We start from the raw sequence: 19,108 nt of genomic DNA on the forward strand, positions 1-19,108 counted from the left end.
GACGGAACAGGCGGCAGTTTCGCCGCAGGGTTCCCCGGAAGGACGGCGGGTGGCCGCGCTGCCGGGGAAGGGGTCGGTCAGATCTTGCCGACGAGGTCCAGCGACGGCTTCAGGGTCGCGGCGCCTTCCTGCCACTTCGCCGGGCACACTTCACCCGGGTGCGATGCCACGTACTGGGCAGCCTTGACCTTGCGCAGCAGTTCCGACGCATCGCGGCCGATGCCGTTGTCGTGGATCTCGCACAGCTTGATCACGCCGTCCGGGTTGATCACGAAGGTGCCGCGCAGCGCCAGGCCGGCTTCTTCGATCATCACTTCGAAGTTGCGGGTGATCGTGCCGGTCGGGTCGCCGATCAGCGCGTACTTGACCTTCTTGATGGCATCCGACGTGTCGTGCCAGGCCTTGTGGGCGAAATGGGTGTCGGTCGAGATGCCGTAGACGTCGACGCCCAGTTTCTTGAACGTCTCGTGATGGTTGGCCAGGTCTTCGAGTTCGGTCGGGCAGACGAACGTGAAGTCAGCCGGGTAGAACACGAACACGCTCCACTTGCCCTTCAGCGACTGCTCGGTGACGTCGACGAACTTGCCGTCGTGGAACGCGGTGGCCTTGAAAGGTTTGACCGGGGTGTTGATCAGCGACATGGAATACCTCCGTGAGGTGGTTATGAAGCGTTGCGGAAAAAGCGTGTACCGGCAAAACAGTAGACGTATGCTACCGGCTGGACAACCAGCAGACCAATTGAATGTCCGAATCGGTCCGATTGAGCCTGGCTATCGTGTCGGACCGGATGGCGAGGCGGAGTGTGCCCCGAGGCCGGCGTATCGTGCAACGGCAGTGCGTTGTCCGTTCCGGCAGGCCAGCCGATGCCGCAACCATGTCCCGCCCGGGGCCGGGATGAATGCCCTGTTCGGCCTGGACGCCTACTCGCCACGCGAGATCGCCCAGCGCGTCAGCGCCGTCGGTGTCGAAAAGGTCGGGCTGCCATTGCCCACGCTGGTCCTGCTGGGATTGCTCGGCGGTGCCTTCATCGGGCTCGGTGCGATGATGTTCACGCTGGTGGCCAGCGATCCTTCTCCGGGATTCGCCGTATCGCGGCTGCTGGGTGGTCTCGCGTTTTCACTCGGGCTGTTGCTGGTCGTGGTAGCCGGCGCCGAACTGTTCACCGGCAACAACCTGATCGTGATGGCATGGGCCAGCGGACGCGTGGGTACGGGCGCACTGCTGCGCAACTGGGCGGTGGTGTGCGTCGCCAACTTCGTCGGCGCTGCGGTCCTGGCATGCCTGGTCTGGCTGTCCGGGCACGCCGGGCTCAACGACGGACGGGTCGGCGCCGCAGCGGTGCAGATCGCGACCGCGAAGGCGCAATTGCCCCTGGTGGAGGCGTTCTTCCGCGCGGTGCTCTGCAATGCGCTGGTGTGCATGGCGGTGTGGATGGCGATGGGCGGGCGCAGCGTGGCCGACAAGGCCGTGGCGATCGTGTTCCCGGTCACGGCGTTCGTGGCGTCCGGCTTCGAGCACTCGGTTGCCAACATGTACCTGTACCCGCTGGCACTGCTGCTGGGGGCGCCGCTCTCCGTCGCGGACATCGCGGGCAACCTGTTGTGCGTGATTGCAGGCAATGTCGTCGGGGGTGCAGTGCTGGTGGCGGGTATCTATTGGGTGGTGTACCTGCGCACGCCAGGCAGCCCGGAGCGTGTCGATCGGCGCTGATCCGGCACGGGCAGGTCGATGCCGTGGCCATCGAATCCGGTCAGTGTTGGGTCTGCAGACGCAGGCGACGTGCCGCTTCCTCGGCCAGCGCGTCGCCGATCTCGCGCATCACGCCATCGATGTCGACCTCGCCGAGATCGCCTTCGAAGTGTCCGGTGAGTTCTACCTGCGGGGTGAGCAGGCCGCGTTCGTAGAGGTCCCAGATCTCGTGGCCGTAGTCGGTCGTCATCAGCGCAGGGGCGAACCGACCGAAGAAGTTGCGCAGGTTGACCACGTCGCGGATCAGCAGCCGCTTCGCATGGTTGTTGCCGGCGGCGTCTACCGCCTGGGGCAGGTCGATGATGACCGGGCCATCGCTGGCGAGCAGGATGTTGAATTCGGACAGGTCGCCGTGGATGATGCCGGCGCCGAGCATGCGTACCACCTCGCGCAGCAGCGACTGGTGGTGAATCCGCGCTTCGTCCTCGGTGAACACGACGTCGTTGAGCCGGGGTGCCGCATTTCCGTCTCCGTCCGACACGAGGTCCATCAGCAGCACGCCGTCGCAGAAGTTGCGCGGCGCCGGTACGCGCACGCCGGCGGCGAACAGCCGGTGCAGTGCATCGACTTCGGCAGACTGCCAGGCGGCTTCCTGGGATTCGCGGCCGAAGCGCGTGCCGCGCGCCATCGCCCGCGCCTGTCGGCTGCTCTTCACGCGCCGGTTCTCGGTGTAATCGACGGCCTGGCGGAAGCTGCGGTGGGTGGCTTCCTTGTAGATCTTCGCGCACAGGGTCTGGTCGCCGCTGCGCACGACATAGACGTTGGCTTCCTTGCCGCTCATCAACTGGCGCACGACCGCGTCGATCAGTCCCTCTTCGATGAGGGGCTCGAGTCTCTTGGGTGTCTTCATGCCCCTATTGTGCGCCGCGGGGGCTGTGCCTGGCACATGCCCGGCCGGGCAGCGCCGGTGGGCGCACTCAGCGCGGAATCGCCCCGCTTCCGGCAGGCCCTGCGGGCGAGACGGGCGGTGTGCCGGGTCCTCCCGGGCTTCCCGGCACGGGCGAGAGCCCCTGTGGCGGCAGGATCGCGCCGCCGGGACCTGTCGTGGGCGCCGGCGGCGAAGCGGGCTGCGGCTGTGCCGTTGGCGGCGCGGCCGGTCGCCGTGCCGGCCCCGGGGTTCGCGAATAGCCCGCTGCATCCAGCGTCGAGTTCCACTGTCCTTCCTCGTACCCGACCAGCATGGCCGTGCCGACGATCAGCAGCGGCACCTGCATCTGGCCCTTGGTCACCCGCTTGAATTCTTCCTGCAGCGCCGGCAGCGACGGGTTGCGTTCGGTGAACGGTATGCCTCGGCTCGCCAGCAGCTTGCGCGCGCTGGTGCATGGTTCGCCGCAATCGTTGCTCCACAGCGTGACCGGGAAGCGTTCGCTTGCCTGACGCTGTGCGAAGGATTCCTGGCCCTCGATGCGACCGGCACGCCCGCGTACTTCGTTGATGGCCTTGGCAGCCGGTGGCGGCGGCATGTCCGAGCATTCCCGGGAGCCGCTGTCGGTGGTCCAGCAGCGGATCTGCTGCGCCGCGGCCTCTCCGGGCAGGGTCGACAGGCCGAGGAGGAGGGCGCCGGCGACCATCATCGCCGGGGCCGATGCGCGGGCAAGCCTGCGGCACCGGGGGAGGCGCACGGTTATGTCCGTCCTGTTCCTGTGCATCGCGTTCTCCTGCTGCGGTTGGGTTGTCAGGCTGTCGTCGCCGGCCCGGTCGACGCCGCTTCGTCCATGCCGCCGTGGCGCAGCAGTGCGTCGATCTTCGGCTCGCGGCCACGAAACCGGACGAAGGATTCGAGGGCCGGACGGCTGCCGCCCCTTGCCAGGACTTCGTCCCTGAAGCGTGCGCCGATCTCGGGGTTGAGTACGCCGCGCTCCTCGAACAGGCTGTAGGCGTCGGCCGACAGCACTTCCGCCCACTTGTAGCTGTAGTAGCCGGCAGCATACCCGCCGGCGAAGATATGCGAGAAGCCGTGCGCGAAGCGGTTGAACTCGGGCGGCTGGATCACGGCAACCGCGCGCCGGACCTGTTCGAGCACGGTCTGGGGCGCAATGCCGCCTTCTGCGGTGGCTGCGGCATGGATGCGCATGTCGAACAGGGCGAACTCGACCTGGCGCAGCGTCTGCAGCCCGCCCTGGAAGTTCTTCGCCGCAAGCATCCGGTCGAACAGTGCCTTCGGCATCGTTTCGCCCGTGTCGACATGCCGGGTCAGATGCTTGAGCACGTCCCACTCCCAGCAGAAGTTCTCCATGAACTGGCTGGGCAACTCGACCGCGTCCCATTCGACGCCGTTGATGCCAGAGACGAACAGCTCATCGACTTCGGTGAGCAGGTGGTGCAGTCCGTGGCCGAACTCGTGGAACAGCGTGACCACGTCGTCATGGGTGAACAGCGCCGGACGCGGCGTGCCGTCCGCCCGGGGCACCGGCGCGGGAAAGTTGCAGGTGAGGTAGGCGAGCGGCAACTGCACCTGGCCGGAGACACGGCGCCGGGCGATCGCGTCGTCCATCCACGCACCGCCGCGCTTGGATGCACGCGCGTAGAGGTCGAGATAGAAATGGCCGACCGGATTTCCGGACGCATCGGCAACCTCGAAGAATCGCACGTCCGGATGCCACGTCGGTGCGTCGCGTTCGGTGATGGTGAGCCCGTAGATCGTCTCGACGACGCGGAACATGCCAGGCAGCACCTGCGGTTCGGGGAAGTACTGCTTCACTTCATTGTCCGAGAACGAATAACGTTCGATGCGCAGCTTCTCGGATACATAGGCGAGGTCCCAGGACTGCAGCTCCTGCATGCCCAGCCGTTCGGCGGCGAACGCGCGCAGTTGCGCGAGGTCGCGCAGGGCGAACGGACGGGCCTTGGCGGCAAGCTCGCCCAGGAAATCGTCTACCTGCCGGGCCGAATCCGCCATCTTGGCCGCGAGCGAGAGGGCTGCGAAGTCGGGGAAGCCGAGGAGCTTCGCGAGTTCATGGCGCAGTGCGAGGATCTCGCCGATCAGCGGGCTGTTGTCCCACTCGGGGTTGCCGTGCTCGGACGCACGGGTCACGTACGCGCGGTACAGGCGTTCGCGCAGGCTCCGGTCGTCGGCATACTGCATCACCGGCATGTACGAGGGCGCCTGCAGCGTGAAGCGGTAGCCTTCGCGCCCCTCCGCCTTCGCCGCTTCGGCTGCGGCCTCGACCGCATCGTCTGGCAGGCCGGCCAGCGCAGCATGATCGGTTTCGTAATGCGAGAACGCGTTGGTGGCATCGAGCACGTTGTCGGAGAAGCGCGACGACAGCGTCGCCAGCCGCTCGCTGATTTCGCGGTAGCGCTGCTTCTGCGCCGGCGGCAGTTCCGCGCCGGACAGTCGGAAATCGCGTATCTCGTTCTCGATCACCTTGCGCCGGGCGGGCGACAGCTCCGCAAACCCCGGGCTGGCCGCGAGCGCCTTGAACTTCGAGAACAGCGACTCGTTCTGGCCGATCTCGGTGTAGTACTCGGTGATGCGCGGCAGGTTGCCGTTGTAGGCCTCGCGCAGTTCCGGGCTGTTCATGACGGCGTTCAGGTGGCCGACCAGTCCCCAGGCCCTGCGCAGGCGGTCGGACGCGTCCTCGAGCGGCGCGGCGAAGGTGTCCCAACGCGGTTCGGCGGGGTCTGCCGCGATCTTCGCGATCTCTTCGCGATTGCGGGCCAGCAACGCTTCGACCGCGGGACCGACATGCTCGACGCGGATGTCGCCGAACCGGGGAAGGCCCGACTGGTCGAGGAGGGGATTGTCCATCATGTGCTCCTGCAGTCTGCGCGTCACGGCCGACGCGGCAAGGTCGTCACGTTGCTCCGTGCGCGCGAGAACACCAGTTCGCCGCCGACAACGGTGTGCCTGACACGCCCCGACATCGGAAGCCCGGAGAACGGTGTGTTCTTGCCCTGGCTCACGAGGGTGCTGGGGCCGACGATCCAGTCTTCGAGCGGGTCGAACAGGCAGAGGTCGGCCCTGGCGCCGGCCTCGATGCGGCCTGCGGGCAGGCCGAGGATGCGCGCCGGGTCGGTGGTGATGCGGGCAAGCGCGGTCGGGCGATCGATCGACTGTTCGGCGGCCCACTTGAGCGTGAGGGGCAGCAGAAGCTCCAGGCCGGTCGCGCCCGCCTCGGATTCGCCGAACGGCAGCTGTTTCGCGTCCTCGTCGACCGGCGTGTGGTCGGAGCAGGCCGCGTCGATCGTGCCATCGGCGAGCGCTGCGCGCAGCGCAGCGCGGTCGCGCAAGCTGCGCAGCGGCGGTACGAGGTGGCTGTGCGCATCGAAATAGCCGATATCGATGTCGCACAGGTGCACGTGGTGGATCGCCACGTCGCAGGTGAGCGCGAGGCCGCTCGCACGCGCGGCGCGTACCTGCTCGACCGCCCGTGCGCTCGACAGCCGGCACAGGTGCAGCCGCGCACCGGTCAGCTGGGCCAGCGTGACCAGCGTGTCGATCGCGATCGTCTCGGCGCACACAGGGATGCCGGGCAGCCCGAGCCGGGTCGCAACTTCACCGCTGTGCGCGACGCCGCCGCGCGCCAGGAAGTGCTCCTGCGGCCGCAGCCACACCGGAAAGTCGAAGCTCGCCGCGTACTGCATCGTGCGCATCAGCACGCGCGTGTCGGTGACCGGATGGTCTGCCTGCGAGAACGCGACGCAACCGGCCTCGGTGAGTTCGGCCATCTCGGTGATGCGTTCGCCCCCGAGGCCCTGGGTCAGTGCACCGATCGGATACACGCGCGACAGCGCGAGTGTCTGGGCCCGGTACTTCAGCATCTCGACCAGGCCGGGCTCGTCGAGCGGCGGATCGGTGTCGGGCGGGCAGGCGAGGCTGGTGACGCCTCCGGCGACCGCCGCAGCGAGTTCGGACTCGAGCGTTGCCTTGTACTCGTAGCCGGGCTCGCGCAGCCGTGCCGAGAGGTCTACCAGACCGGGACAGACTATCAGCCCGGTGGCATCGATCCGGCGCGCGTCGCCGAAGCCGTCCGGCACGCGACCCACGGCGCGGATGACGCCGCCGTCGATCGTGAGGTCGGCCCGGTATTCGCGGCTGGTGACCGGGTCGATCACCGTGCCGCCGTGGATCACCAGAGGCGCTGCTGCAGGATGCGCCATCTCAGCCTACCCCGAGGATCGACATCACAGCCATGCGCACCGCGATGCCGAAGGTCACCTGCGGCAGGATCACCGACTGCGAGCCGTCGGCGACGCTCGATTCGATCTCGACGCCGCGGTTCATCGGACCCGGATGCAGCACGATGGCATCGGGCTTCGCCAGGGCGAGCCGTTCGGCAGTGAGTCCATAGCTCTTGTAGTACTCCTGTGCGCTGGGCAGCAGGCCGCCGTCCATGCGTTCGTTCTGCAGCCTCAGCATCGACACCACGTCGACGCCCTTCAGCGCCGCTTCCATCCGGTTGAACACGCGCACGCCCATCCGCGAGAACGCGTCGGGCACCAGCGTCTTCGGGCCGACCACGCGGATCTCGGGCACGCCGAGGATCGACAGCGCATGAATCTGCGAGCGTGCGACCCGCGAGTGCAGCACGTCGCCGACGATCGCCACGGTGAGCCCGGTGAACGACTCCTTGTAGTGGCGGATCGTGTACATGTCGAGCAGCGCCTGCGTCGGGTGCTGGTGGCGCCCGTCGCCGGCGTTGATCACGCTGATGCCTTCGCGGACGTGGCTCGCGATCAGGAACGGCGCGCCGCTCTGCGCATGGCGCACGACGAACATGTCGGCATCCATCGCCGAGAGGTTCGAGATCGTGTCGAGCAGCGATTCGCCCTTGCTCGCCGAGCTGGCGTTGATGTTCAGGTTGATGACGTCGGCCGACAGCCGCTTGGCGGCGATCTCGAACGTGGTGCGGGTGCGCGTCGAGTTCTCGAAGAACAGGTTGAACACGCTCTTGCCGCGCAGCACCGGCACCTTCTTCACCTCGCGCTCGGTGACGCTGACGAACGGCCTTGCGGTGTCGAGGATGTTGACCAGCACATCCCGTGGCAGGCCTTCGATCGACAGCAGGTGCCTGAGCGCACCGTGCGCATCGAGCTGTGGGTTGCGGGTCATGGTCATCCTGTGCGTGGCGCTGCGGATCCGTGGATGTATGGGGTGGCGCGTCAGGTGGCAGATTCGCGCGGCCCGCTGCGCTGTTGCACCTTCAGCAGCAGCGTGTCGGCATGCGCGCCGCTGGCGCAGCGGTCGAGCACGATCTCGCGGCCGGACTCGATCTCGACATGTGCGCCGAGGAAGGTCGCCGCGACCGGGAGGTGGCGCCCGCCGCGGTCGAGCAGTGCCGCCAGCCGGATGCGCTCCGGGCGCCCGTAGTCGAACAGTTCGTTCATCGCTGCGCGGATCGTGCGCCCGGTGTGCAGCACGTCGTCGACCAGCAGGATGTCGGCGCCGGCGACCTCGAACGGGATCATCGATGCACGCATGCGGATGCGCAGCCCCGAGGTCTCGAGGTCGTCGCGATGCAGGCCGACGTCGATGGTGCCCAGCGGCAGCGCGAGGCCGAGCATCCGGTGCAGGCGCTCGGCGATCCAGACACCGCCGCTGTGGATGCCGACCATCCCGCACCGGGCCGGATCGACCTGCGGGCGGATCTGCTCGACCAGCGCATCCATCAACGTGTCGACTGCCGGCAGCGCCGACGGATCGACCGACGGGAAGGTGGGCTGGGTACTCATCGGGCCTCGAGGAAGTCGCGCAGGATGATGAAGGCGGCGTGTGCATCGACCAGGCCAGTGCGGCGCAGGCGGTCGACACCAGCCTCGCGCAGCATCGCCTCGGCATCGACCGAGGTCAGCCGTTCGTCGATCTCGTCCACCGGCAGCGCGTGCCTGCGCGACAGCGCCCGGCCGAACGCGCGCGCCGAGCGCGTCATCTGGTGTTCCGTACCGTCGAGGGCCCGCGGCACGCCGACCACCAGCCGGGCCGGCCGCCATTCCTCGACCAGCGCGGTGATCTTCGCTTCGGAAGCGGCGCGGTCGCTGGCGTCGATGGTGGTCAGCGGATGGGCCGAGCGCTGCCCGAGATCGCCGACTGCAACGCCGATGCGTCGCGTGCCGTAGTCGAACGCCAGCACGGTGCCGGTAGCAGCCTCATGCATGGCCGGCCTGCTCAGACAGGCGCGAGAGGTCGATGCCGAGCAGCCCCAGCGCCCCGGACATCCGCCCTTCCGGCGGCGTATCGAACAGCGTACTGGCGTCGGCGGCCACGGTGAGCCAGGCGTTCTGGCGGATCTCGTTCTCGAGCTGGCCGGCGGACCAGCCGGCATAGCCGATGGTGATCAGCACCTGCGTCGGGCCTTCGCCCTGGCCGAGCGCGGTCAGGATGTCTTTCGACGTCGTGAGCCCGATGTCGTTGCGCACCTGCAGCGTCGACTGCCAGCTGCCGATCGGCTTGTGCAGCACGAAGCCGCGGTCGACCTGCACCGGGCCACCGTAATGCACCGGCAGCCCGCGCAGCTGCGGCGATTCGAGCGGGATGTCGACCTGCTCGAACAGCCCCTGCAGTGTCATGTCGGTCGGACGATTGACTACCACGCCGAGCGCGCCCTTCTCGTTGTGCTCGCAGATGTAGGTGACCGTCTTCGAGAAATTCGGATCGGCCATGGCGGGCATGGCGATCAGGAAGTGGCCGGTCAGGTTGATCGGTTCGATGGGCATTGGGCGTGGTCGGGCGGAGTCACGATTGTAATCGCCGTACCGGCCCGCCACAATTCGATCCCTTTGCCTATGGTGCGATCCGGTGCGACGGCGGCTGCCCGTCCGCAGCGCCGCCCGCCGATGCCCGTGAGAACGCTCGACAGCGCCCTGTTCTGGTTTCGCCGTGACCTGCGTACGGGGGACAATGCAGCGCTCTGCGCGGCGCTCGCGGCAGCACGGCGGGTCTGGTGCGCGTTCGTGCATGACCGCGCCATCCTCGACCGGCTGCCGTCGCGCGCCGACCGGCGGGTCGAGTTCATCGGCCAGAGCCTGCTGGAGCTGGACGCGCGCCTGGCGGCGGCCGGCGGCGGGCTGATCACCTGCCACCTCGATGCGCGCGAGGCGATTCCGGCGCTCGCGCGACAGCTCGGCGTGCAGGCGGTGTTCGCCAACCACGACTACGAACCGGAAGCGATCGAACGCGACCGATCGGTTGCCGAGGCGCTGGCCGCGGCTGGCGTCGCGTTCGAGACCCGCAAGGACCAGGTCGTGTTCGAGCGCCGGGAGGTCCTCACCGGGGCTGGCACCGTGTTCGGGGTGTTCACGCCCTATCGCAACGCATGGCTGAAGAAGCTCGGCGAGTCCGGCGCGCGCGAACTGGCCGAGGCGGTCTTCGCGCCGGCGCCCGGGCAACTGCAGCCGCCGCTGGCCGGCGCGCGTCGTCCGTCCGATCTGCCGCTGGAGGCGATCGGTTTCGAGCGTACGAACCTGTCCGCGCTCGAGATCCCGACCGGCGAGAGCGGCGCGCGCACGCTGCTCGATGCGTTCCTGACGCGTATCGACGGTTACCACGAGCGGCGCGACTTCCCGTCGGTGAAGGGTCCGTCCTACCTGTCGGTGCACCTGCGCTTCGGCACGGTGTCGATCCGCGAACTGGCGCGCCTCGCATACGAGCGAACGGCGGCCGGGGGCGGTACCAGCGAAGGCGCGCGGGTATGGCTGTCGGAGCTGGTCTGGCGCGACTTCTACTTCATGATCCTGTCCCAGCATCCGCACGTGGTGGGCGGCTCGTGGAAGCGCGAGTACGACCGCCTCGCGTTCGAGGATGACCCGGCGCTGTTTGCCGCATGGTGCGAGGCGCGCACCGGCTACCCGATCGTCGACGCGGCGATGCGCCAGATCAACCAGACGGGCTACATGCACAACCGGCTGCGCATGATCGTCGCCTCCTTCCTTGTGAAGGACCTGCTGGTCGACTGGCGCCAGGGCGAACGCTACTTCGCCGAGCACCTGAACGACTTCGACCTGTCTGCCAACAACGGCGGCTGGCAATGGGCGGCCTCGACCGGCTGCGATGCACAGCCGTACTTCCGCATCTTCAACCCGGTGAGCCAGTCCGAGCGCTTCGATGCCGAGGGCAGGTTCATCCGCCGCTACCTGCCCGAGCTGGCGAAGGTACCGGCGAAGTACATCCACGCCCCGTGGACGATGCCGGCGCTCGAGCAGCAGATGGCCGGCTGCACGATCGGCCGCGACTATCCGCTGCCGGTGGTCGACCACGCCGAGCGACGGCTGAAGGCGCTGGCGCTGTACAAGGCGGTGAAGGGGTGAGGCTGCGGACAGTTCCTTCAAGCGCCCCTGCCAGCCCACCGCGATGCTGCCCCCGGTCTTTCGGGGTGCATGTTTCCAGCGTATCTTCCTGTCCGCCAGGTGGTTAACCGAGACACGCTGATGAACCGCGACATTGCCTGCCGGCCTCCACGCTTCTGGGTCCGCTGGCTGCTTGCGGCCTCGGCCCTGGTCATCCTCTTCGGCATGGTGATGGTGATCGCCCCTGGCCTGACGCGGCGAGCCTTCTCGCTGCTGGTGTTCGGCTCCCCGGGGTACATCGACAGGTTCGGCGCGGAAGCGGCCGGCTATGTATCCCTTGCCCATGCCGTGATCGGTGGCGTGCTGGTCGGCTGGGGGTGCGCGTTGTTCCATGTGACGCGGACGCTGTTCGCCGAGGGTTCCCGGGATGCCTGGGTCCTGGTTGCCGGCTCGGTCGGCGCATGGTTCGTGGCCGATACGTCCTACTCCCTGTTGTCCGGTTACTGGCAGAACGCTCTGCTGAACGCGGGCTTCCTGATGCTGTTCGTGCCGCCGCTCTGGGCGACACGCGGCATGGGGCGGTAAGTGCAAGCCCGATCGAGGCCCCGGGAGGAAGCCCTGATGCCCGCGCTTCTCTACCAGCACGCCGAGTCGACGCGCCGACCGATCGTGGCCGTGGCGGCCATCCTCGGCGCGGCGATCAGCTGGGTGGGCTGGTCGTACGGTGCTCCGCCAGGATTCCTCGCCGTGGCGCTGTTCTCGACGCTGTTCGCTGCAGGGTTCTTCGTGCTCGGCCGGCGCAGCGGCAGCCGGATCGACCGCGAGGGCCTTTTCTTCTTCGCCGGTCGCTGGGAAAAGCGAATACCGGTCGCGGACGTGAAAAGCTATCGCCGGACGCCGTGGACCGAATCCCAGGACTGGATCCACCTGCGCGGTCCCGGCAAGGATGAGTGGCTCGTCCCGGCGTACTGCGTCGGTGACGTCGGGCGCTTCACCGCGGCGCTCGACACGTTGGGCGTGCCGCGGGAAGCCTGAGGCCGACCGGCAAGGAAAAACACGAGGCTACCGGTGGGGCCGCGAGGAAGCAGTGTTCGGTTCATCGAGTGGAAAAGTGACTCTGACCCGAGTTACGCCAACATGTTCGTGCAGAACCCGTCTGCGCTGGCTCGGGCGCATTCATGTAAAACGACCTTCCGAGAAACCAGCATGACAGACGTGCGAGCCGGCCAGCGGGGGCGGCTCGTGCCGGACTCGCGGAGCCACGCACCATGTCTTCATCCCTGACGGAATTGCTTTCCCATCGCGGTACGGTCGGAGCGGATACGCCCGCGCTGATATATGGGGAACGTCGGATGAGCCAGGGCGACCTGGCGGAAGAAAGCCGGCGCGTCGCACAGGGATTTGTCGAGCTCGGCATCGGACCGGGTGATCGCGTGGCACTGTGGCTGCCCAACGTTCCGGCCTGGCTTGCCTGCTTCTTCGCCTGCGCGCAGATCGGCGCAGTCGTCGTCACGGTGAATACGCGCTTCAAGAGCAGCGAGGTGTCCGACATCGTCGGCCGCTCAGGTGCGAAATTGCTGGTGTTCTGGCCGGGCTTTCGCAAGATCGATTTCGCCGGCATCCTGTCCGACATTCCGCCCGGCGCACTGGCTGGACTGACCTCGATCGTGGCTTACGACGAGTCGCCCGAAGCCCCTGCGCGCCCGTCCCTGCTCGGGCTTCCGGTGAAGCATTACCATGACCTTGCGCGCCGGCCCGAGTATCCGGCGCAGGGCGTGGCGCCAGACTCTGGCTGCATCATCTTCACGACTTCCGGCACCACTCGAGCGCCCAAGTTCGTTCTGCATGCGCAGCGATCCATTGCCCACCATGCCGGTGCCATGGCAGGTGCATTCGGCTTCGACGCCGAGGGCGCTGCCGTACTTCTCACCATCCCGATGTGCGGTGTCATGGGCCTGTGCATGGCGACTGCCGCGCTAGCGGCCGGTCGTCCGCTCATCCTCTTGCCAACGTTCGAGGCGCGGGCCGCGGCGCAGGCCATTCGCGACCATCGCATCACCCACTTCCCGGCGGTCGGCGACATCGTCGCGCAACTGCTTGCAACCACCACGGAGGCAGTGCCTTTCCCGAGCGTGCGGATGGTGATTGGTGCGCGCGGCGGGCAGGCGGCGCCTGCGCAGGCACGCGGCCTCACGCTGATGGGTACCTATGGCATGAGCGAGGTACAGGCGCTTCTGTCGCGCCACCCCCACGATGCACCTCCAGCAGAGCGGGAACTCGGGGGCGGAACCCTGATCGCGCCGGAGGGGCGTGTCCGTGCGCGCGATCCGGAAACCGGTTCGATTCTCGGCCACGGCGTCCGCGGCGAACTCGAATTCCACGTGCCGAGCATGATGTCCGAGTACTACGCGAACCCGGCTGCGACGGCCGCCGCCTTTACGGCTGACGGCTACCTGAAAAGCGGCGATCTGGGTTACACGACCGGGGACAACAGCTTCATCTTTGTGGCGCGGATGGGCGACGTGATGCGGCTGGCCGGGTTCCTGGTCAATCCGCTCGAGATCGAGGCCGTGCTCGACGAACATCCTGCGGTGCTCACGAGCCAGGTCGTGGGGATAGACGGGCCACGTGGTACGCGACCCGTGGCGTTCGTCATCGCACGCGAGGGCGCCACGGTCGACGCCTCGGCATTGATCGCGCATTGTGCGCAGCGCATCGCGAAATACAAGGTGCCCGAGCACATCCTGCCCATCGAGGCGTTCCCGGTCACCCCGAGCGCGAACGGCAACAAGATCCAGAAGGCAAGATTGCGCGACATCGCGAATGCGGCGCTGAATCACGAGACGGCGCGGGAGCCATGATCGAGCCTGGACAGCGATGTGCGGAAAGCCGTCGTTTCCCCCAGAATAGCGTTCCCTAAAAAGCCGGGCGATGCAGTCCGGCCCGGGCAACATCAACGACCGGTCGATTCGTACCGGCGCAGCAGTGGCGCCTGACGTCACCTGAAGGCTAAACGGAGGAGGCATCATCAGTCAGTCTGCGGTTCCCGCACCTGCTGCGCAGTCGGCAGAGGCTCACGTCGAGCGCTGGCTCGAACGGCTCAATGTCGCCCTGCAGGGCGACAGCGAGGCCTCCATCGCTGCGCTGTTCGGGCTGGACAGCCACTGGCGCGACCTGTTTGGCTTTACATGGAGCATCACGCCCTGCGAGGGCCCTGCCGCCATCGCTGCCCTGATGATGTCCAGGCAGCCCGCCACGAAGGCGCGCAATTTCGTCATCGCGGCGGAGCGCACACCGCCCAGGGTGGTGCTGCGCGCCGGTGCCGAAGTATTCGAGGGCATCTTCCGATACGAGACCGCAGTGGGCCGTGGCTTCGGCGTGGTCCGCCTTCCGGCCAGCGACCCGACCAGGGCCTTCCAGCTCATGACCAATCTGCATGAGCTCAAGGGGTTCGAGGAAAAGATCGGTGAACGTCGTCCGACCGGGGCGGCCTATTCACGCAATTTCGGAGGCACCAACTGGAAAGACCAGCGCATCGCGAGTGAGCGGTACATCGACCGCGAGCCCACTGTGCTGGTGGTCGGCGGCGGGCAGGCAGGGCTGACCGTGGCCGCAACGCTGGGTCATCTTTCTGTCGACACCCTGGTGATCGACCGTCTTGCGAGGGTCGGCGATTGCTGGCGGACGCGTTACCACTCTCTCGCGCTGCACAATCCCACGGAATTCAACCATCTGCCCTACATGCCGTTCCCGCCGAACTGGCCCGTGTACCTCCCCAAGGACATGCTCGCCGAGTGGTTCGAGGCTTACGTCATGGCGATGGAAATCAACTTCTGGACCAGCGCCGAACTGGCTCGTGGCAGCTACGATGATGCGGCAGGCAGATGGTCTGTCGTGGTACGCAACACGACGGATGGGCGCGAGCGCACCTTGCGGCCAAAGCACCTGGTCTTCGCCAACGGACTGGTCGGCGAGCCGAGCATCCCCGACCTGCCAGGCCTCAGGGACTTCAAGGGCGACCTGATGCACACCAGCGCATTCAGCAATGGTGCCAACTGGCGTGGCAGGAAGGCGCTGGTGCTCGGTACCGGCAGCAGCGGGCATGACATCGCACAGGACCTGCACGCCAACGGCGTCCAGACCACGCTCATCCAGCGCGGTCCAAGCATGGTGTTGAGCATCAATCCGAGCGCGAAACTGACCTACGCCGTCTATGACGGCGTTCCGCTCGACGATGGCGACCTGCTGGTGGCCATCAACACCCTGCCGGTGTTGAAGCGCATCCTCAAGACCATGACCGCCCGCATGGTCGAGTTCGACCGGAAGCTCATCGACGGCCTGATCGCGCGCGGGTTCAAGTGGTACGACGGCGATGACCACCTCGGTCACAACATGCTGATACGGACGCGATACGGGGGCTACAACCTTGACGGCGGATGCTCCCAGCTGATCGTCCAGGGCGAGGTCGGCCTGCTGCAGTTCGAGCGTATCGAACGCTTCGCGCCCGGCGGCGCCCTGCTCAAGGATAACTCCCTGGTACCGGCGGACCTGATCGTCCTGGGCACCGGCTTCGAGCCGCAGCAGGTCGTCGTGAAGAAGCTTCTGGGCGAAGCCATTGCAGAAAAGATCGGTCCCGTGTGGGGGCTGGGGCCAGACGGCGAAATGAACAACATGTGGAAGCGCACATCGCAGGAAGGCTTGTGGTTCGCAGGGGGAAGTTTCTCCAACTGCCGGATCTTCTCGCGCTTCGTGGCGCTGCAGATCAAGGCAATCGAGGAAGGGCTCGTCCCGAAGTGAAGGCTTTCGGGGCGACGGCAGGACAGACCATTTCAACGTCATCAGGGCCCGCATGAAGACTTCGACTCGAATCATTTTCATCCTGCTGGCCTGCCAGTGGCCAGGTCTCGCCGCCCATGCGCAACAGTCCTATCCTTCCAGGCCGGTGCGGATGCTGATTCCGTCGCCACCCGGCGGAGCCACCGACATGCTGGGTCGACTCTTCCAGTCGGGGATGGAGGACTCTCTGGGACAGCCGGTCGTCGTGGACAATCGCGGCGGCGCGAACGGCCAGATCGCGGCGGCTGCCGTGGCGAAAGCCTCTCCCGACGGCTACACGCTGCTCTTCACCTACAGCGGCGTACTGACCACCGGCATGGCCCTTTACGGCAAGTTGCCGTACGACCCGATCCGTGATTTTGCGCCGGTCGCAATGGTCGCGCATGTACCCGGCGTGCTGGTTTCGCATCCTTCATTCGCGGCAAAGTCCGTGAGCGAGATCATCAAGATGGCGAAAGCGCGGCCGGGTGCGCTCACGCACGGTACTTCCAGCATCGGCTCGAGCTCCCACATGAACATGGCGCTCTTCAAGCAGATGGCAGGCATCGACATGCTCCAGGTTACCTATCAGGGTGATGCGCCGGCGCTGGCGGCTTTGGTGGGTGGACACGTGCAGCTTGCATTCAGCAACGTGGTGGCGGCATTGCCGCACATCCAATCGGGCCGATTGCGTGCTGTCGCGGTAGCGACCCTCAACCGCACCCCCAGCCTTGCGGACACGCCGTCAATTGCCGAGAGCGGACTTCCAGGCTACGAAAGCCTGTTGTTCTATTGCATGGTGGCGCCGTCGAAAGCGCCTGCAAGCGTCGTCGAAAGGCTGAACGCGCTGGTGACGCAGATGAAGCAGACGCCAGGCGCGCAGCAGCGCCTTGCCGGCATGGGTGCGGTGCCGTTCGACATGCCGCTCACCGCCATGAAGCCCTTCCTCGAAGCCGAGATCGCCAAATGGACGCGTGTCGTGAAGTCCGCCGGGATAAAGCCCGAGTGAAGCGTTGCTGCCTGTATTGCCCCGGGCGCCCTCACGTTCAACCACACGCAGCACGCCAGGGATCAGTGTGACCCAAGGAATCGAAGACATGGACTCCCGATTGTTCTCGCCGCTGACGATCCGTGGCATCACGCTGAAGAACCGCATCGTGGTTTCACCGATGCTGCAGTATTGCGCCGACAACGGTCACGTCAACGACTGGCACCTGATGCACTACGGAAAGTTTGCCGCGGGCGGCGCTGGCCTGGTGTTTGTCGAATCGACCAAGGTTGATCCACGCGGCTGTTCGACGCCGCGCGATCTGGGTCTCTGGAAGGACGATTTCATCGCGCCGCTGAAGCGGATCACCGACCTGATCAGGAAGAACGGCGCGGTGGCGGGCATACAACTCGGCCATTCCGGACGCAAGGCGCGCCGCAGCGTGCCATGGGAGGGTCGCATGCCGATGGCCCAGTGCCCGGGCGTCGACCATGGCGAGGAGTGGGAATTGATCGCCCCCAGCGCGATTGCGTTCTCCGACAGGTACTCCATGCCGCGCCAGATGACGCATGACGACATCCAGGAATCGCTTTCACACTGGGAACAGGCCGCACGCCGAGCGCTCGAAGCCGGTTTTCAGGTGCTGGAGTTGCATGGCGCCCACGGCTATCTGATACACCAGTTCCTGTCGCCGGTCGCCAATCAACGCACCGACGAATATGGCGGATCACCGGAAAAGCGCATGCGGTTCGCCATCGAAGTGGTCCGTGCGGTTCGCAAGTCCTGGCCGGAAGACAAGCCCCTCTTCATGCGCGTATCGGCCGTCGACGAGTCCGGCTGGAGCATCGAGGACAGCGTCAAGGTGGCAGGCGTGCTGAAGGAATACGGCGTCGATGTCATTGACTGCAGCGCCGGCGGGATGTCCGACGCAGCAACCGGTGAGGCGCCGGGGTATGGCTATCAGGTGCCATACGCCCGTGCCATCCGTAATGGCGCGGGCGTAAAGACCATGGCAGTAGGCTTGATCATTCATGCGGATCAGGCAGACGAGATCATCCGTTCCGGTGGCGCGGACCTGACCGCGCTGGGACGCGAGTTCCTTCACAACCCGAACTGGCCAATAGACGCCGCACAGAAGCTCGGCATCGAATCGCCGTTTGCAGGCGTCGGCGAGTCTCTGGCCTACTGGCTTGGAAAACGGGCTTCCAGCCGGGCGGGCACGAGGCCTTCCACGTGGCAGTGGGGCATCGATGGAAACGCCAGTCAATCGGTGGAGTGATCGCGGATCCCATGCTCCGCGCACACGAACACATTTGAGGTGCCCGATGCAGAAAGCAGCAAGGATCGTGGTTCCGATGGCTGCAGTCGTATCCGTTGCATTGCTGCCGACCGCAGCAATGCCGCAAGCCGGAACCTATCCGGAAAAGGTGATTCGGCTCGTGGTGCCGTTTCCGCCGGGTGGCGCCATCGACATCATGGGGCGCCTGACCGCACAGAAGCTGAGCGAGGCATTGGCAATCCAGGTGATCGTCGACAACCGCTCGGGTGCCGGGGGCGCCATCGGTACGGACAACGTCGCGCGAGCGGCGCCTGACGGCTACACCCTGCTGGTCTCCTCGACCAGTCCGATGTCGATCAATCCCCACATCAACAAGGTCCCCTACGACCCGGTCGCAAGTTTCGTTGCCATTGCCCTGATCGCCTCTTCGCCGCAGATGATCGTCGTGCCGCCCTCGCTGCCAGTGAAGAACGTAAAGGACTTCATCGCGATGGCGAACGCGCGTCCCGGCGCCATGAGCTTCGCTTCGAGCGGCGTGGGCACCATCATTCACGTAACCGCTGAAATGTTTGCCCAGCGCGCCGGTATCAAGATGCTGCACGTCCCGTACAAGGGCGCCGCGCCGGCTGTCGTCGACACTGTTGCCGGACACGTGACCCTGCTGACCGCGGCGTACTCGAGCGTGGCCCCTCAGGTGCGTGCTGGAAGGCTGCGGGCGCTGGCTGTCACCAGCCTGAAGCGGATGGAACTGGAACCGGGCGTGCCCACCGTATCCGAGTCTGGGCTGCCCGGGTTCGAATCCATTCAATGGTGGGCGGTGTCGGGCCCGGCGGGCCTTCCGACACCTGTCATCGAGCGGCTCAACACCGAACTGAACAGGGTCGTGGGCACCGATGACATGAGAAGGCGCCTGGCGGCCGACGGGGCCGAGCCCGGCGGAGGAACGCCTGCGGCACTCGCTGCCTTCATCAGGAATGACTACGAAAAGTGGGGGGCCGTGATCCGTTCGGTTCGCATGAAGGCCGAATGACCCCGCAGTCGAGCAGCAAATG

Annotated in this window: 18 protein-coding genes; 9 read left to right on the forward strand and 9 right to left on the reverse strand. The window is 66.4% G+C overall.

Annotated features, from left to right (window positions below):
* Nucleotides 1-77: 77 nt before the first annotated feature.
* Nucleotides 78-641, reverse strand: a complete 564-nt coding sequence (gene ahpC, locus ING98_09320; GenBank protein MCA3102062.1) for a peroxiredoxin — start codon at nucleotides 639-641, stop codon at nucleotides 78-80.
* 253 nt (nucleotides 642-894) lie between these two features.
* Here ahpC and ING98_09325 point away from each other — a divergent pair, with 253 nt between their 5' ends.
* On the forward strand, nucleotides 895-1,710 hold the full coding sequence (locus tag ING98_09325; protein MCA3102063.1) for a formate/nitrite transporter family protein: 816 nt from the start codon (nucleotides 895-897) through the stop codon (nucleotides 1,708-1,710).
* Between the two features lie 40 nt (nucleotides 1,711-1,750).
* Here ING98_09325 and ING98_09330 read toward each other — a convergent pair whose 3' ends face one another.
* The 8 genes from ING98_09330 to ING98_09365 form a co-directional block, all read right to left on the reverse strand.
* The gene (locus ING98_09330) at nucleotides 1,751-2,599 is read right to left on the reverse strand and encodes a serine protein kinase RIO (protein MCA3102064.1); all 849 of its coding nucleotides are present in this window, start codon (nucleotides 2,597-2,599) and stop codon (nucleotides 1,751-1,753) included.
* A gap of 67 nt (nucleotides 2,600-2,666) precedes the next feature.
* On the reverse strand, nucleotides 2,667-3,398 hold the full coding sequence (locus ING98_09335) for a glutaredoxin family protein (GenBank protein ID MCA3102065.1): 732 nt from the start codon (nucleotides 3,396-3,398) through the stop codon (nucleotides 2,667-2,669).
* Between the two features lie 26 nt (nucleotides 3,399-3,424).
* Nucleotides 3,425-5,503, reverse strand: coding sequence for a M3 family metallopeptidase (locus tag ING98_09340; protein MCA3102066.1), 2,079 nt, complete (start codon nucleotides 5,501-5,503; stop codon nucleotides 3,425-3,427).
* A 20-nt stretch (nucleotides 5,504-5,523) separates the two neighbouring features.
* Nucleotides 5,524-6,852 carry a dihydroorotase gene (locus tag ING98_09345; GenBank protein ID MCA3102067.1) on the reverse strand — a complete coding sequence of 443 codons (1,329 nt, stop codon included), beginning with the start codon at nucleotides 6,850-6,852 and terminating at the stop codon, nucleotides 5,524-5,526.
* A 1-nt stretch (nucleotide 6,853) separates the two neighbouring features.
* Nucleotides 6,854-7,810 (reverse strand): aspartate carbamoyltransferase catalytic subunit, encoded by a 957-nt coding sequence (locus ING98_09350; GenBank protein ID MCA3102068.1) that lies wholly within the window; start codon nucleotides 7,808-7,810, stop codon nucleotides 6,854-6,856.
* Between the two features lie 44 nt (nucleotides 7,811-7,854).
* Complete coding sequence (gene pyrR, locus ING98_09355) at nucleotides 7,855-8,424, reverse strand: bifunctional pyr operon transcriptional regulator/uracil phosphoribosyltransferase PyrR (protein MCA3102069.1); 570 nt, start codon at nucleotides 8,422-8,424, stop codon at nucleotides 7,855-7,857.
* The gene (ruvX, locus tag ING98_09360; GenBank protein MCA3102070.1) at nucleotides 8,421-8,846 is read right to left on the reverse strand and encodes a Holliday junction resolvase RuvX; all 426 of its coding nucleotides are present in this window, start codon (nucleotides 8,844-8,846) and stop codon (nucleotides 8,421-8,423) included. Before ruvX ends, pyrR begins: the two co-directional genes overlap by 4 nt.
* On the reverse strand, nucleotides 8,839-9,405 hold the full coding sequence (locus tag ING98_09365) for a YqgE/AlgH family protein (GenBank protein ID MCA3102071.1): 567 nt from the start codon (nucleotides 9,403-9,405) through the stop codon (nucleotides 8,839-8,841). The genes ruvX and ING98_09365 overlap by 8 nt, the downstream gene beginning before the upstream one ends.
* 120 nt (nucleotides 9,406-9,525) lie before the next feature.
* Between ING98_09365 and ING98_09370 the strand changes: the two genes are divergently transcribed.
* From ING98_09370 to ING98_09405, 8 genes are all read left to right on the forward strand, one after another.
* Entirely contained in the window at nucleotides 9,526-10,995 is a 1,470-nt protein-coding gene (locus ING98_09370) for a deoxyribodipyrimidine photo-lyase (GenBank protein MCA3102072.1), read from the forward strand.
* A 120-nt stretch (nucleotides 10,996-11,115) separates the two neighbouring features.
* Nucleotides 11,116-11,559 (forward strand): hypothetical protein, encoded by a 444-nt coding sequence (locus ING98_09375; GenBank protein ID MCA3102073.1) that lies wholly within the window; start codon nucleotides 11,116-11,118, stop codon nucleotides 11,557-11,559.
* A gap of 36 nt (nucleotides 11,560-11,595) precedes the next feature.
* The gene (locus ING98_09380) at nucleotides 11,596-12,009 is read left to right on the forward strand and encodes a hypothetical protein (GenBank protein ID MCA3102074.1); all 414 of its coding nucleotides are present in this window, start codon (nucleotides 11,596-11,598) and stop codon (nucleotides 12,007-12,009) included.
* Between the two features lie 317 nt (nucleotides 12,010-12,326).
* Nucleotides 12,327-13,835, forward strand: coding sequence for an AMP-binding protein (locus ING98_09385; GenBank protein ID MCA3102075.1), 1,509 nt, complete (start codon nucleotides 12,327-12,329; stop codon nucleotides 13,833-13,835).
* 373 nt (nucleotides 13,836-14,208) lie between these two features.
* Nucleotides 14,209-15,771 carry an NAD(P)/FAD-dependent oxidoreductase gene (locus ING98_09390; protein ID MCA3102076.1) on the forward strand — a complete coding sequence of 521 codons (1,563 nt, stop codon included), beginning with the start codon at nucleotides 14,209-14,211 and terminating at the stop codon, nucleotides 15,769-15,771.
* Between the two features lie 52 nt (nucleotides 15,772-15,823).
* Nucleotides 15,824-16,798 (forward strand): tripartite tricarboxylate transporter substrate binding protein, encoded by a 975-nt coding sequence (locus tag ING98_09395; protein ID MCA3102077.1) that lies wholly within the window; start codon nucleotides 15,824-15,826, stop codon nucleotides 16,796-16,798.
* 88 nt (nucleotides 16,799-16,886) lie between these two features.
* Nucleotides 16,887-18,056, forward strand: coding sequence for an NADH:flavin oxidoreductase/NADH oxidase (locus ING98_09400; GenBank protein MCA3102078.1), 1,170 nt, complete (start codon nucleotides 16,887-16,889; stop codon nucleotides 18,054-18,056).
* 76 nt (nucleotides 18,057-18,132) lie between these two features.
* Nucleotides 18,133-19,086, forward strand: coding sequence for a tripartite tricarboxylate transporter substrate binding protein (locus ING98_09405; protein ID MCA3102079.1), 954 nt, complete (start codon nucleotides 18,133-18,135; stop codon nucleotides 19,084-19,086).
* The last annotated feature ends 22 nt before the right edge of the window (nucleotides 19,087-19,108 follow it).

Source organism: Rhodocyclaceae bacterium, assembly GCA_020248265.1.
Lineage (GTDB): Bacteria > Pseudomonadota > Gammaproteobacteria > Burkholderiales > CAIKXV01 > CAIKXV01.

Coding starts and splice junctions, on each gene's coding strand:
- ahpC (MCA3102062.1), bottom strand. CDS start 641: ATGTCGCTGATCAACACCCCGGTCAAACCTTTCAAGGCCACCGCGTTC.
- ING98_09325 (MCA3102063.1), top strand. CDS start 895: ATGAATGCCCTGTTCGGCCTGGACGCCTACTCGCCACGCGAGATCGCC.
- ING98_09330 (MCA3102064.1), bottom strand. CDS start 2,599: ATGAAGACACCCAAGAGACTCGAGCCCCTCATCGAAGAGGGACTGATC.
- ING98_09335 (MCA3102065.1), bottom strand. CDS start 3,398: ATGCACAGGAACAGGACGGACATAACCGTGCGCCTCCCCCGGTGCCGC.
- ING98_09340 (MCA3102066.1), bottom strand. CDS start 5,503: ATGATGGACAATCCCCTCCTCGACCAGTCGGGCCTTCCCCGGTTCGGC.
- ING98_09345 (MCA3102067.1), bottom strand. CDS start 6,852: ATGGCGCATCCTGCAGCAGCGCCTCTGGTGATCCACGGCGGCACGGTG.
- ING98_09350 (MCA3102068.1), bottom strand. CDS start 7,810: ATGACCATGACCCGCAACCCACAGCTCGATGCGCACGGTGCGCTCAGG.
- pyrR (MCA3102069.1), bottom strand. CDS start 8,424: ATGAGTACCCAGCCCACCTTCCCGTCGGTCGATCCGTCGGCGCTGCCG.
- ruvX (MCA3102070.1), bottom strand. CDS start 8,846: ATGCATGAGGCTGCTACCGGCACCGTGCTGGCGTTCGACTACGGCACG.
- ING98_09365 (MCA3102071.1), bottom strand. CDS start 9,405: ATGCCCATCGAACCGATCAACCTGACCGGCCACTTCCTGATCGCCATG.
- ING98_09370 (MCA3102072.1), top strand. CDS start 9,526: ATGCCCGTGAGAACGCTCGACAGCGCCCTGTTCTGGTTTCGCCGTGAC.
- ING98_09375 (MCA3102073.1), top strand. CDS start 11,116: ATGAACCGCGACATTGCCTGCCGGCCTCCACGCTTCTGGGTCCGCTGG.
- ING98_09380 (MCA3102074.1), top strand. CDS start 11,596: ATGCCCGCGCTTCTCTACCAGCACGCCGAGTCGACGCGCCGACCGATC.
- ING98_09385 (MCA3102075.1), top strand. CDS start 12,327: ATGAGCCAGGGCGACCTGGCGGAAGAAAGCCGGCGCGTCGCACAGGGA.
- ING98_09390 (MCA3102076.1), top strand. CDS start 14,209: ATGATGTCCAGGCAGCCCGCCACGAAGGCGCGCAATTTCGTCATCGCG.
- ING98_09395 (MCA3102077.1), top strand. CDS start 15,824: ATGAAGACTTCGACTCGAATCATTTTCATCCTGCTGGCCTGCCAGTGG.
- ING98_09400 (MCA3102078.1), top strand. CDS start 16,887: ATGGACTCCCGATTGTTCTCGCCGCTGACGATCCGTGGCATCACGCTG.
- ING98_09405 (MCA3102079.1), top strand. CDS start 18,133: ATGGCTGCAGTCGTATCCGTTGCATTGCTGCCGACCGCAGCAATGCCG.